Annotated in this window: 10 protein-coding genes; 4 read left to right on the top strand and 6 right to left on the bottom strand. The window is 58.5% G+C overall.

Annotation, left to right across the window (positions count from 1 at the left end):
- Both BTW07_RS20080 and BTW07_RS18595 read right to left on the bottom strand, forming a co-directional pair.
- Nucleotides 1–613, bottom strand: a 613-nt coding sequence (locus tag BTW07_RS20080) for a hypothetical protein (RefSeq protein ID WP_208605438.1), incomplete at its 3' end; no start/stop codon positions are given.
- Nucleotides 610–816 carry a DNA-binding protein gene (locus tag BTW07_RS18595; protein ID WP_075571646.1) on the bottom strand — a complete coding sequence of 69 codons (207 nt, stop codon included), beginning with the start codon at nucleotides 814–816 and terminating at the stop codon, nucleotides 610–612. The genes BTW07_RS18595 and BTW07_RS20080, both read right to left, overlap by 4 nt.
- A gap of 125 nt (nucleotides 817–941) precedes the next feature.
- Between BTW07_RS18595 and BTW07_RS18590 the strand changes: the two genes are divergently transcribed.
- The 4 genes from BTW07_RS18590 (at nucleotide 942) to BTW07_RS18575 (ending at nucleotide 5,095) form a co-directional block, all read left to right on the top strand.
- The gene (locus BTW07_RS18590) at nucleotides 942–1,238 is read left to right on the top strand and encodes a helix-turn-helix domain-containing protein (RefSeq protein WP_075571645.1); all 297 of its coding nucleotides are present in this window, start codon (nucleotides 942–944) and stop codon (nucleotides 1,236–1,238) included.
- Between the two features lie 139 nt (nucleotides 1,239–1,377).
- On the top strand, nucleotides 1,378–1,974 hold the full coding sequence (locus tag BTW07_RS18585; RefSeq protein ID WP_075571644.1) for a DUF2726 domain-containing protein: 597 nt from the start codon (nucleotides 1,378–1,380) through the stop codon (nucleotides 1,972–1,974).
- A gap of 60 nt (nucleotides 1,975–2,034) precedes the next feature.
- Nucleotides 2,035–2,919: a DUF2971 domain-containing protein gene (locus BTW07_RS18580; protein WP_158025900.1), complete on the top strand. Its 885-nt coding sequence runs from the start codon at nucleotides 2,035–2,037 to the stop codon at nucleotides 2,917–2,919.
- 1,537 nt (nucleotides 2,920–4,456) lie between these two features.
- Entirely contained in the window at nucleotides 4,457–5,095 is a 639-nt protein-coding gene (locus BTW07_RS18575; RefSeq protein ID WP_075571647.1) for a hypothetical protein, read from the top strand.
- 49 nt (nucleotides 5,096–5,144) lie between these two features.
- On the opposite strand, the gene BTW07_RS18570 is transcribed toward BTW07_RS18575, so the two are convergent.
- From BTW07_RS18570 to BTW07_RS18555, 4 genes are all read right to left on the bottom strand, one after another.
- A complete protein-coding gene (locus tag BTW07_RS18570; RefSeq protein WP_075571642.1) occupies nucleotides 5,145–6,332 on the bottom strand; it encodes an HlyD family type I secretion periplasmic adaptor subunit in 1,188 nt (395 codons plus the stop codon).
- Entirely contained in the window at nucleotides 6,333–8,597 is a 2,265-nt protein-coding gene (locus BTW07_RS18565; RefSeq protein ID WP_083942081.1) for a type I secretion system permease/ATPase, read from the bottom strand.
- A complete protein-coding gene (locus BTW07_RS18560) occupies nucleotides 8,594–10,006 on the bottom strand; it encodes a TolC family protein (RefSeq protein WP_083942079.1) in 1,413 nt (470 codons plus the stop codon). Before BTW07_RS18560 ends, BTW07_RS18565 begins: the two co-directional genes overlap by 4 nt.
- A gap of 158 nt (nucleotides 10,007–10,164) precedes the next feature.
- Nucleotides 10,165–14,075: beta strand repeat-containing protein (locus BTW07_RS18555; RefSeq protein ID WP_144076987.1), on the bottom strand; the 3,911-nt coding region annotated here is incomplete at its 5' end.

The raw sequence follows: 14,075 nt of genomic DNA, 5'->3' as shown, positions 1-14,075 counted from the left end.
CAGCTAATATCGCGCGATAGATCGCGATAAAAGTTTGTAGATATGTAATGAGAGGATTACAAAAAACCCGCACTGGATATATGGCTTGGTAGCGCCATAGGCCGGTGCGGGCGAGTGGTGCGTCAACTGATCGAGTCAGGACGTCGTTTAGGTAATAGCGCTGTTCATGGTCGCTATAGTTCGGTGCAAGCCTATTAATGGCTCTGACGGACTTGAGATCGGAGGAACGGACCGAGAAACAAGAAACCGTTGCACAGGCTGATGTTAAACCGACTTTTGGAAGAAGAGAAGTAACCTTTGTTAAATAAATTGATTTAGTGCTATGCAACTTTCGGCTGATGCCTGATTTTGCTGCAAAAGAAACCCGGTTATGGGAAACGATCACTAGGTAGCGTTTGCCATACCGGGTTGAAGCGGTCGCGGGGAAGCAACCAAAAATCGATTTTTTGGCGTTTCTGACAGGTCGGGGTTCGAGGTCGCCTGTAGAAGTCGAAAAGGGGGCGCGGCCGTCTTGCTTAGCCGTGTTAACGCATGTTAACGACAAGCTGCGCGAAAAATGAAGGCCTTGGCCTAAATATATTTTGGACAGTCCGATAGGAGATCGACGATTCATGACCACTCCTCCGACTGGAGGCATTCAGCGGTCAGGAGAGCGATGTTGACCATGCGGCGACGGCCGATCTTGAACAGCGGAAGGTTGCCGAGCTGTAGCTGCCCTTTGATGGCGCTATAGGACATGCCGGTGAGCTCGGAGAATCGCTCGATGGTCATGACTGGCACGGTGGCCGAGACCTGAGGCGCGTTATTCTTTTCCATTGTCGTATCGGCTCGTTTTGGCTCGCTGTGGTATGTTCTGGATTGCGTGACATTGTCACGATTAAACCAGCGGGTATCCCCATTAGTTGGTACCCTACGTAGTCAGTATACTAAGAAGTTGGGTCATGTCTAGTGAGTTGGCAAAAAGAATGCGTGAAATCCGCGAAGCCGAGACGTCTGGACGTCACGAGTTTTCGCAACTCATTGGTGTGGCGAAGAAAACTGTAGAAAGCATCGAGCAGTCAGGCAGACCGCCTAAGGGTGAAATGCTGGAAGCGATCTGTATGCAATGGCCGAAATACTCCCTGTGGTTGATGACGGGGCAGGTCAACGAAGCAGCAGGGCAGGTCAGCCCGGAGATAGAGCGGACCAGAGATCGGCTCAAGCCGACAGGAACGGATACCGGGTCGCGAGGCGAGTAGCCGAGCGCTGGTACCAGGGAACAGGGAACGAGTGATGGGCGGGGAAAGGGAAAGGGCGCGCTAGACGCTCAAGAATCCCAAGGATCTACCGATGAACCTGGAATACAGATAAGAAGCAGTAACGGGCGTCGGGGGCACAATGCAGTTAAACGATCTGATCGCGTACGCCGCGATTACCTTCCTGCTGGTTGGCGTTTTGTGTGTCGCCTTCCTGGCAACGCTGAATGGCCTATTCAGGAGGATTGTTTACTGGGCCATCGTTAGCGGTTTCAAGAAGGGTTATCGAGGCAAGCCCAGCAAGCAGCCAAGGAAAGTCACGGCGGCGGAGTTGATCGAACGTGGCGACGCCTACGTGAAGAAGGGGCGATTGCTCACCGAACTCGAGCAGATGCTGTTCAAAGTCCTGCAGTACAAGTATGGCGAGACACACCACGTGTTCTGTCAGGTGCGCGTGGTCGACGTCATTCAGCCCAATACCTCCCTCTACAAAGAACGCAGCCGCGAATGGATGGCCCTGTTTCGACAGGTGTCGCAGTGGCATTTCGACTTCGTGATTTGTGAGAAGGATACGATGGAGGTGGTGAGGGTTATTGAGTTGGACGACAACTCACACAATATGTCGAGACGCAACAAGCGGCATGATGGCTTGCTAAATGCGATATGTAAAACAGTCCATGTTGAAATGGAGAGAATCTCCGTAGATCGTTTAAGATTTGTTTTTGCTAAGGAGTGGTGAATGCGTCTTTATAGGTATATGGCCATTGAGCATAAGCCATTAATTAATAGCGATGGGGTCGTGACTGGCTACAAATCTAATGCTCTAGATAGTATTGTAAATAAATATCTTTACTTTAGCGATTTTACTAACCTAAACGATGCATCAGAAAGTCGGTTAAGGATCGAGTATCAAAAATGTCGCACTAATAGGGATAGAGATGACAGGAAAAAGTTAATACAAAAATATATGAAGGGCGCTAGGAAATATGCAATGGAAATAGGGGTTGGTTATCCAAAAATTGACAATATCCCCAGTAAGTGGCATATCAATCACCTTGATCAGAAAGGTGTTGATGATCAAATAGAAGAAATAATGCGTAATTTCTCAAGCGCTGTTAGAGAGCATGTTCACAGAAACAGGGTTTGCTGCTTTTCGAGGGATAATAGAAGCGAATTAATGTGGGGGCATTATGCAGATGGAATGAAAGGGGTATGCGTAGAGATCTATGTGCCTGATGGTGAAGGGGGGGCAAAGGCATTTATGGAAGTCGAATATAGCAATGATGTTGTAAATGCAAACTTTTTGAATTTTTTTGAAGATCAGGATGCTTTTATACGGAGCATACATAAGTATAAATCAAAATCTTGGGAGTATGAAGAAGAGGTTAGGGCTATTTATACAAAAGAAAAGCTCTACCTAAGAGAAAATATGTTTGGGACGATAATATTGGGGTTTAAGTGCTCTCTTGAAAATGTAGAAAAAGTGGTTTCAAGCGTTAGGGCGGCAGGAGTTGAAGAGGATTTTAAGATTGCATACCCTAGCGCCGAAAATTATGGCGTTAATTTAACAAAAACGATGGATTCCGATCAGTTGTTAGCCTTGTTTAATTTGCTAAATGGTTCTGAGATGCGCACTATGCAGGCAGTTGATAAGTTGGAAAGGTTTACAGAAACAATTTCCTGATGATTTTTAGTTGCTAACGTTTTTATGCGGTTTATTTAAAATACACCTGGTGCGTTTTTAATAATGTTTGGTTTTATCTCTTTTTAATATAGGGGTAGAGTTTTGAAAGCGACCACATTGTGTCCACCTCAAGGAGGCACAGCTAGCCATAGCAGACCAGTACGGTGAAGGTAATCGACTGATTTCACTGAAAACTGGCCATGGCGAACCCGTGGGGCTTCGCTTTCAAAATCCGCCGCTGGAGACAGTGTGTCGGTTCGAGTCCGACCGCCGGCACCATCCGTGAAATCAGTAATTTAGCTTTTTTCCTTCCCTTCGCTCGACTCTCGTTTTCATGATCGACTGCAGTCTGGTCGTCAGCCTGAACTCAGAATTTTCCTGCATCGTCTTCTTTCCTATCGCGCAACGATCGAGAAGCACGAAATGTCGATTGCCTCTCTGTTCGCGTTTCTTGTTCGGCTATCGATGTCTATCCGCATTTGCGCTTCCGGCCACAGAAATTCGCCCCGATAAAAAGAAACCCGATTATGGGAAACAGTCAGCAGGGACCGTTTGCCATACCGGGTCAAAGCGGTCGCGGGGATGCAACCAGAAACGAAAACATTTGAGCCAAACAAGCCGTACGGTATTTTCCTGAAAACCGTTGCTGAAATAGATTCCTATCAGTAACCGGCAAACGATTCCTGGCGGGATCAACTTTGATGCCGAGTGTAATGGTTTTTTTGCCCACGGGAACCTCCTAATTAAATTGAGAGCTTGAGCTTCTTGTCCGGTATTGCTGTGGGAAATCGCCAATTGCCGCTTTTATTCGATAAACCATGGTGGGCGGGTGGTGCGACCCCGCGTCGTGCGAACGCAGTGAGTCACTATCGGCTCACGGGCGCTAATTTTACCGAAGTCGTATCGACTTGCGTGGGTCGGGGTGACGGGTTTATCTGGTTGGATGGAAAACGTATGGAAAACGTATGGAAAACGGATGCGACACAAGGCGAGGCGCAAGGAGCCTCGAGCTGACAAGGGAAGACGCACGACGTGTTCCACCAGATCGGTCGAAATTCCAGATGGAGGCCGGAATGAGGTTTGTCGAAACTGAGTATAGCCTTGGGTAACTGGCGGCAAGAATCTTTCTTCACGCGGGGTTTTATGCGGGTGGGTCTATATAAACAGGTTTATATAAGTAGATCTATATAAGTAGATCTATATAAGTGGATCTATATAAATGGGCTTTGTCCGAATGGGTGTGTGTGAATGATTTTTGCATGGTTGACGCTGGGGGGTGTATATCGGTCGCTCGTGGTTACGGTCTCGCGTAGTGCTTGAATTTCGGTTTCAAAAGCTGCCATGTAAAGTGAACTCGATCGGGGGCGGTCATCACCATCAGCAGCCCTGCGACTAAAACCGTATAGTGATGGATTCAAACGACCGTTAGATTGCGGTTAGGTTTCCTCCTGGAGTGATGTCGATGCGCCAACCCTGGCAGTGGATTTCCCATGACTGTTTCTCTTCTTATCGTCTGATGGCACGTCGGGCGTCTTCGATGCCACTGCTCGTTACGATATTGCTCGCCTCGATGCTGATCGGTGGGTTCGGGATTGCCTCGGCGGCGGCGCAGATGCCGGATTCGACGCTGTTCTCGTTGATGCAGCGGTGGGGAAATGTCGAATATCAGATGCAGGGCGACGCCCAGTTGAAAGCGTTCGAAGATCTTGCCGGTGAGGTGGACATGCTGGCCCGGAGTCAGCCCGACGACTCCCATGTGCTGACGGCGCAGGGCGTCATTCTGGCGTCGTTCGCCAAGGCGAAAGGCGGCCTGGGCGCACTGGATCTTGCCAAGCGGGCTCGTACGGTGCTGGAAAGAGCGATCGCCATTGATCCACAGGGTGAAGACGGCTCGGCCTACGTGACCTTGGGTGCGCTCTACCAACACGCGCCGGGTTGGCCGATCGCTTTCGGTGATGACGACAAAGCCAGACAACTGCTGGAGCGGGCGGTATCGATTCGTCCCGCCGGGATCGACACCAACTTCTACTACGCTCAGTTTCTCGAGGACCAGGGCGAGGATGCCAAGGCGTTGACGTATGCCCAGCGCGCCGTTGATGGTCAACCTCGGGCTGGCCGCCCGTCCGATGAAGCGCTGCGCCAAGAGGCCCGCCACTGGGTGGCCGAGCGCCAGTGAGCACCCACCCCGGTGCAGGTTGACGATCATGCGTACCGGTTGACCGTGATCAGTACAGATTGGCCTTGAGCAGCGGCTTGAGCAGATAGTCCAGCACGCTGCGCTCGCCGGTCTGAATGTCGACCTGGGCGATCATGCCGGGAATGATCGGCAGCTCTTCGCCTCGATGCGTCAACGAGCCGCTGTCGGTGCGGATATAGACCTTGTAGTAGGATTCCGTGCCGCGCGGCGTTTCCTCTTCGATGGTGTCGGCACTGATCTGCTCGACGGTGCCCTCGAGATCGCCATATATGGTGTAGTCGTAGGCGGTGATCTTGACGCTGGCGGGCATGCCCGGTGCCAGGAACGCGACGTCCTGCGGCTTGATCTTGGCTTCGAGCAGCAGTTGATCCTCCAGCGGAATCACCTCCATGATCGTCTCCCCAGGTGGCACCACGCCGCCCTGAGTGGTGTAGTTGATGGCGTTGACCCGGCCATGGACCGGTGAATGCAGCTCGGTGCGCTGATACTGGTCCTGTCGCTGCACCAGCACCTGCTCCAGCGAGGAGAGTTCGCCTTTCTTTTCGGTCAGTTCGGTGTAGGCATCCTGCACATAGCTGTTCTGGATCTCGGCGCGTTTACCCCGAAGCGATGCCATGTCCTGCTGAAGCTGCAGCGCTTCCATTTCACTGACGGCCTTACGCGCCACCAGTGGCTGGATCAGATTCAGCCGACGCTGTGCCATCTGAATTTCGTGACCGAGCGACGCGGTTGCCTCGCGGAGTTTTTCGCGGCGGGCATGGAACAGTTCGCGCTCGGACTGGGCCAGCGAACTTTGCGCATCGACGTCCTCCGGGAACGTGATGCTGTCCTTCTCCAGCACCTCGGCCTGGAGCCTGGCAATGGCTGCGTCCAGCGCCTGTACCTGATTTTCCGTTTCCTGATAGGCGCTGCGAAACCGCGTGCCGCTGAGTCTGACCAGCAGTTGACCCTGATCGACGATATCGCCTTCGCGAACCTTTATCTCGTCGATGATGCCGCCCTCGAGGCTCTGTATCGACTGGATACGGCTGACCGGAATCACGCGGCCCTCGCCATGGGTGACCACCGCGATATGCGCCCACGCCGACCAGCCGATGAAGGTGACCAGGCAGATCAGGACGGCCCAGACAACCGGGCGGGCGAGCGGGTGGCGCAGATTGGCGCTCGGGTCGCCGAGCTGGCGTTGCAGTTCCTGATCGCTGAGTGTCGTGGCCATCTAGCGTCTCTCTCTAGAATTGGAACCGGGGCCAGAATGGGAACCGGGGCCAGAATGGGAACCGGGGCCAGAATGGGAACCGGGGCCAGAATGAGGGCCGAGGCTGGATCTAGGGCTGCCGGTAGCGGTGACCCGGTTGCCGTTGACTACCTGATCGAGATTGCCCTGCATCGCCAGCTTGCCGTCGCGCAGCACGATGGCGCGTTCGGTCAACTCCAGTAGCGGCTTCTTGTGGGTCGAAACGATCAAGGTGCGGCCTTCCATCCACCGCTTGAGAAAGGCGACTGCACGCTTTTCGTTGTTCTGATCGAAAGCGGCGGTGGGCTCGTCCAGTAGCACGATGCGCGGATCCTGCAGTATCAGTCGAGCGAGGCCGATGGCCTGGCGCTGCCCGCCGGAGACACTGTTGCCGGAGGCGATCGGTAGCTCCAGTCCTTGCGGATGCGAGCGCACGAAGCGGCCCAGGCCGACCCCGTCCAGGGCCTGAAATATCTCCTCGTCGTCGTAAGCCGCGCCGTCCAGGGTCAGGTTGTCTCGCAGCGTGCCGTAGAACAGCGCGATATCCTGGGGGAGATAGCCGATCGCCTGACGGCGGTCTGCCGACTCGATCTGGGTGATGTTGACGTCGTCCAGCATGACACGGCCGCCGGTCGGTTCGATAAAGCCGGAGAGCAGCCGCAATAACGTCGATTTGCCGGCGCCGTTTCCGCCCAGCAGCGCGATTCGCGAGCCGGCTTCGATCGTCAGCTCGTCGATCTGCAACGCCGCCGGACCCTCCTCATGATGACGAACCACCACCTCTTCCAGTTGATAGTCACCCTGGAGCCGAGGCTTGCGAACCTTCTGCCCGGCGCCCTGTTCGTTAGGTGCCTGCATCAGTTCATCCAGACCTTCGACGGCAGCCTTGACGTGCTGCCAGCGGGCGAGCAGGGCGCTGGTCTGGCCCATCGGGGCGATGGCCCGCGAGCCGAGAATGGAGCAGGCGATCAACGCGCCGATCGTCATGTCGCCGGCGCTGATGCGGTAAACCCCGACGATCACGATGCCGACGTAGCCCAGTTGCTGCAGCAGAGACGCTGAGTGGGTCAGCATGCTGGTGACCGAGCGCAAGCGGATCGATGCCGTCGACAGCTGCGCCGAAAGCGACTCCCACAGTGCCAGGTTGCGGCCCTCGGCTCGTGTCGCCTTGACCGTCTCGAGCTGATCCAGCGACTCCAGCAGCACGCCGTTCTTGACCGCGCCTTCGCGCAGGTTCTCCCGCGCCAGTTTTGCCAGGTAGCGTTGCAGCAGCAGCCCCGGAATGATCATGCCGGCAATGGCTGCCACCGGCACCCAGGCCACCGGCCCGCCGATCCAGGCGATGATCAGCACGAACAGCGCCACGAAGGGCAGGTCGCTGATCGCCCCGGCGGTGGCAGAAGTGAAGAATTCGCGCACGGCCTCGAACTCACGAACCTGACTGGTAAAGGCGCCAGTGGAAGGCGGCTTCGCGGCCAGGCGCAAACGCACCGCCTGTTCGAACAGCTTCGATGACAGTTCGAGGTCCAGACGCTTGCCGATCACCTCGAGCAGGTGGGCTCTTAGCCCCTTGAGCAGAAACTCCAGCAGCACGGCGAGCGCGACGCCACTCGCCAGTACCCATAGTGTATCGAAGGCGGCGTTGGGGACGACGCGGTCGTAGACCTGCATCGCGAACAGCGCGGTAGAGATTGCCAGCAGGTTGGCGGCCAGCGCGGCGACGCCGACTTCGGCATAGGCGGGCCAGCACGCGCGAAGCGGCGCCTTCAGCCAGTGCTTTGGCGCGGCCTTGGCAAAGTTGCCGGCGCGATCATCACTGCGGGGAATCGGGCGTGCGAAGATCGCGATGCCGCTGTAGATCGCTTCCAGCGCCTCGCGCGTCATCACTTCTTCGCCGCCACCGGTCTCCGGCAGCACGAGAGTGGCCTCCTCGGCAGTCAGCGACTCCAACAAGGCGGTATCGCCGTCTTCGAGAATCAGCAGTGCCGGCAGCAAACGGGAGGAGAGCCGTGTCAACGGACGGCTGGTGACGCGAGCACTGACTCCGGCCCGGCGCAGGGAGCGGGGAATTTCCCTGAGCGGAAGCCTGCCGCTCTCCAGCGGCAGGCCGTCACCCAGCTCGGCAACAGATGTGGGGCGATCCAGGCGCCTACAAAGCAGCGCCAGGCCATCCCGGAGCGGATCGACGCGGGATTCGGCCGGATCTGGATAAGCGGTCTGATCGCGTTCTGGAGCGGAAAGGCTCATGGGGCGTCACCTCTCAGGCGACCCGTGATCAACGGGTTTATCAGTCCCAACTGCGAGGCTGCGCGATATTGAATGCGCTTTTGCTGGCTCTCGAGATCGACCAGCTGGCGGCGGGCCGAGAAGGCCTCCTGGCGGATCGTCAGCAGATCGTTGACGTCGCGAAGCCCTACCGAGAATTGATCGTCGTAGAGATCACCCACGGATTGCGCTTCCTCGACCTGATTCGTCAGCGCTTGCTGGCGTTGGCGGTAGACCTCGGCGTTCTCGATCAGCGTCAGCACGCTGCGGCGAATCTCGCGGCGCTGATCGTCGATGCGATAACGGGCTGCCTCGAGTCGCTGCCGCGCGGCGTCTGGGCGCTGAAAGCTGGCCAGGCCCTGCAGCGTATCCATGCGCAGGCGAAGCCCGATGACCGAATCGTTCTGCAGTTCACCGCCGATCTGACGACGTTCGAGCGATCCCTCGAGATTGAGCTGAGGCTTCAATGCCGCCTGGGTTTCATCCAGCTCCGCCTGAGCCTGCTCGGCGCTTGCCACGGCCTGACGATAGGCGGGCGCAGCGACGATCCAGTCATCCAGTGCGGTGTCGGCTTCCAGACGATCCGTCAGTTCGTTGGGGGTCGGGTCTTCCAGCTCGCCCGGCGAGACACCCACGAGAACCCGAAACTGACGGCGCGCATCGTTGAGCGCGCCACGCTCGGTGGCCAGATCTCCCTGGGCCTGAGCCAGGTCCAGGGCCACGCGGCCTTGTTCGCTACTATCGGTATAGCCGTTACTGCCGCGATCCACGGTCAGATCCCGTAGATTCTCGAGGTCGTCGACATATTGCCCGGTCACTTCCAGCCGGCGCTTCGCGGCGAGTACGTCCAGATAGACTTCCGCGATATCGAGTGCGGCTTCCTCCTCGGCCACGCCTACCGATCGACGCGCTTCTCGTTCGGCCGCATCCGCACTGGCGACCTGGCTGTCGACGCGGCCCCAGTCGTAGAGCATCTGGCGGGCCGAAGCGTCGTAGCCGAATTCACTGAACGGGAACTCCTCAGGGCCGGCGGAAAGATCGACGGTGGGGAAGTAGCCCCACTCGGCGATATCGACCTCGGTACCGGCGGCATCGGCGTCGGCGACGGCCGCACGCACTGCCGGATTGATCGCCAGACCGCGGCGTATGGCCTCCTCGAGCGACAGGGGCTCAGATCGAGGCGCGGCAGGGTTCCGATCTTCGACGCTGGTATCCGTTTTTGCCGATGTCATCGAAGGCGACCAGGGCTCGCTCGGCAACGCCGTCCTGACCCTCGATGCGACCTTTGGCAAGGTTTCGGGGTCGTGGGATTCATGATCGACGGCATTCCACCAGTGGGTTTCCTGACCTTGCGTGATGGAAGGCGCCAGACAGACGACGATTGCCAGCATGCGTAGAGACCACCTTTCTGCGTGTTGGATTGAGTCGTCGATGACCGTGTTTCCTTGTGTCTACGATTTTCCTCGAGGGCGACTTCGGGCGCCCCCTGATGCGTGGTGGAAGTGGAACCGGCCCTGACTCCGATGTGTCGGACTCAGGGCCTTCCCGCTCAGGTCTCTACCTGAACGGTGTCCTGCTCGACCCGGATGGTGGTATCTCCAAAAGTGTATTGGTCGTAGGCGGTGCCGCCCAACGTCACGGCGCCGTCGGCGGTTGCGCCTTGAATGTTGAGTGTGTCCTGCTCGTCGCCAGTGATCTGCAGGACGTTGTCGTCGTCGGTCATGGCTTCGACGTCGGCTGCGCTCAACGTCGCCCTGCTGGCGTTGTCGCCACTGCCCAGGTCGAGCCGTTCGATATTGCCGATCGCCCCAACGTCACCATCGACCATGTCCAGATCGATCCCGCCATCGAGCAGCAGGATATCGAAGCCGTCACCGCCGTCGATCGAGTCGAAATTGATACCGCTGGTGACCATCAGGTCGTTTCCGGCGCCGCCGTCGAAGGTGTCAGTGCCATTCCCGTCGATCAGCAGATCGTTGCCGGCACCGCCGTTCAAGGTGTCGTCGCCCGCGCCACCGCGGAGCAGATCGTTGCCGTCACCACCGTTCAGCGTATCGTTGCCTTCATAACCGTAGACGCGTTGGCTGCCGGTGTCGCCGGTAAGCGTCTCGTTGCCGCTGGTGCCCTCGATGATGTTGTCGTTGTTACCGAGCAGCGTGGTCAACGCATCGAGATCGGCCAATTCGCCAAGCGAGTCCGTTGCCGTCCGGCCGTCGCTGTCGGTGGCGGTGATGGATGTGGCGTTCAGTAGCGAGAGTTGAAGGTTGGCATCGAGTCCCAGCAGTCCATCGGTGTCGGCGAATGCCACGGTCCCCAGCAGTTCGTTGATCGCCAGATTGTCGATGGTGCCGCCGTCGGCGGCAGTGATGGTGACACTGGCCGACGGTGCCACCAGCCCGAGCAGGCCGGGATCGTTATCGAAGGCCAGGCTCAGCCCCAGTTCATCGGCCATCTGCTGGGAGGCGCTGAACTCCAGCGCGGTCAGGTTGAGGCTGAGCAGGGGTTGGTAGGCCACCGTCACCGACTGCAGGTTGCCGTTGGCATCCGCGGCGAACAGATCCTGATTGCCACCGATATCGATCAGTCCCAGCAAGTCCGCGCCAGCGATGCCGAGTAGAGAGGACGAGTTGGCCTGCACGACCGGCGCGACGTTATCCGGATCCGGCGTCGGTGCCGGCTGGCCGGTGCTGTCGAAATCGACACTGGTGCCGGCAGTATCACCATCGTTATCGGAGATCACGGCGTCGACGCCAGTGGAGACGCTGCCGGAGAGATCGGTGTCCGCCGAGGCGTCATCGACGATCAGGTTGCCATTGGCCAACAGGGTTTCGATGATAGCCAGATCGCTCGCGCCACCGCCGGTCAGATCGACGCCTTGGAGCGTGATGATCTGGTCTGCCGAGGCCTCCTTGGCCGAGGCATCGGTAACACCCTGGAACGCGCCCGCTGTGCTGATGTAGACCAGCGTAGCGGTACCGACCAATGCGAAGTGCAGGTAGTTGGTCAGGTTGCCGGCGTTCTTGCCGATCCTGCCTTCGCCCTGCAACAGGTTGCCAAGATCGAGGAGATCGCCACCCCCGGAGACCCGCGCGCTATTGAAGTCGGTGATGGTGTCGTTGGCGGGGGTGCCGACACTGCCCTGATTGCCATCCTCCCAGCGGAAGACATCATTGCCGCTGCCACCGGTCAGCGTGTCGTTGCCCACGCCGCCGATCAAAATGTCGTTGCCGCTACCACCACTGAGCGTATCGGCCCCGGCGCCGCCACGAAGCAGGTCATTGCCCTCGCCGCCGTTGAGCGTGTCGTTACCCCCATAGCCGTAGAGGCGGTCGTTATCGGCGGTGCCAGTCAGCGTATCGGCGGCACTCGTACCCTGGATCAGATAGGAGGGCGAGTTGCTTTGCAGCAACCCGAGGCTGAGAAGGTCGCTGCTGGAGGTGCTCGTAGTGTTGTTCTCGGCATCGGTGGCGGAGATGGATATCGTCGAGGCGAGTCCCAGGTTCAGTACGGAACTGCTGAAGTAGACCGAGCCCAGAAACTCGTTCAGCGCCTGATTATCGATGGTGCCACCGTCGGCCGCGCTCACAGTGATCGAAGCGTTGAAATCCAAAACGCCGAGGTTATCGACGGTGTAGGTCAAGCCAAGGTCATTGGCCAGCGCCTGTGAGGCGCGGAAACCGGCGCCGAGGCTGATATTGATCGCTGTCAGAGACACCGTGACCGAGCGAATGTCGTTATTGGCATCGGTAGCCGCGAACGCCTGCTCATCGCTAAAGTCGACCAGACCCAGCGCCTCTGCGCCAATCAGGCCCAGCAGACTATCGTTGTCACCCAGCGCCACGACTGGGTCGGCTTCCGGCTCCGGATCGAGCAGGTTGGCGCCGGACGCGTCGTAGTCGTAGCTGCCATCCTGCAGATTGACGACCAACGTCTCGCCCTTGATGGTCTGGATCGTCAGCTCCCCGGAGACACTGTCGTAGTTCCCCTCTTCGAAGGGTACGACCAGCTCGGAGTTACCGGTCGTGGAGATGCTGTCCGTCTCAGGGTCGTAGTTGAACGTATAGCCATCGATGGTGAGTTCGGAGACGTAGCCGCCATCGGCACCATAGCTCTCGACGAAGCTGCCGGAAGCCGTCGCCGAGTCAGTGTCGATCTCGAATAGCGCCGGCTGAGCCGCGACAGGGAGATCATCGGTCAGGTTGACCGTCAACTCGCCGATGGACTCGTTACCCAACTGGTCGCTGGCGGTGACATCGAACCCCAGCGCCAGAACGTCGGCGCCGGCCAGCGGGTGATCCAGCGCTTGCGCCTGCGTGAAGGTATAGGCGCCGGTGGTGCTGACACTCAGGGTCGCTACGGTCGTGCCATTCGCCGTGCCGGTCAGGGTGTAGGTGTCATCGTTGAAACTGCCGCTCCAGACCACGGACTCGCCGTCGGCAGTCACGCCATCCGGGCCGCTGATGCTGATCGCATCGACCCCCGTACCGCTGTCATCGATCGCCATGGTGCCGGAGACCTGGGTGCCAAGATTCGCCTCGCTGGCATTGGCAGCAGCATCGTCGATCGTTGGGGCCAAGGTATCGAGCGTCGTGGTGTCGGTGATTTCACCGCTGTTGCCGGCGGCATCGATCAGCCCGAGGGTGGCGGTCAGAACACCGTCGTCCAGCGTGCTCAGATCCTGCGCCGCGACGCTCACATTGCCATCGGCATCGACGGTGATATCCGCGGGATCGACAGTAACGGTATTGCCGCTGGCGTCACTGATGATCAGCGAGCTCACGGTCGCATCGCTTTCGAGGCTGCCGCTCAAGGTGACGTTGCCGGCCTCATCCGGGGCCAGCACCCCGTCCCCGCCGTCGTTGAACTCGATGTTGTTCAGGCCATCATCGTTGCTCGGCGGAATGCCGTCGACGATTGCCATGGCGGGGTCACTGGTATTGCCCGACGCGTCCGTGGCCGTGGCATTGATCGTGTCGCCATCGGCGAGCGGGTCGCTCGGCGTTACGCTCCAGTTGCCGTCGCCATCGACGAGGGCCGGGTCACCGATCGCGTTGCCCGCATCATCGGTCAAGGTGACCGTGCTGCCGGGTTCGGCGGTGCCGGTGATGATGTCGCCGTTGGTCGGGTCGATCGCCGGCGCCATCGGATCGACGGTATCCACGTTGAGGGTGAAGCTCGGGCTGGCCGGGGAGACGTTGCCGGCGGCATCGGTGGCAGTGGCGGTGAAGTTCACCTCGCCATCGGGCAGGGCGTTCGCGTCGCCGATGGTGAATGACCAGTTGCCGTCATCGTCGGCATCGGCAGTGCCGATCTGCGTGCCATTGGCGAGGATCGCCACCGTGGCATTGGCTTCGGCGGTGCCGGTCAGTGTCGGCGTGGCGTCGTTGGTGCTGTCGCCATCGCCGAGCGTGCCGGTCGGATCGATGTCATCGGTGGCGCTGTCGATAACTGGTGCCACCG

The organism is Salinicola socius (assembly GCF_001937195.1).
GTDB classification, from domain to species: Bacteria; Pseudomonadota; Gammaproteobacteria; order Pseudomonadales; family Halomonadaceae; genus Salinicola; species Salinicola socius.
This window is presented reverse-complemented; position numbering and strand designations above follow the sequence as displayed.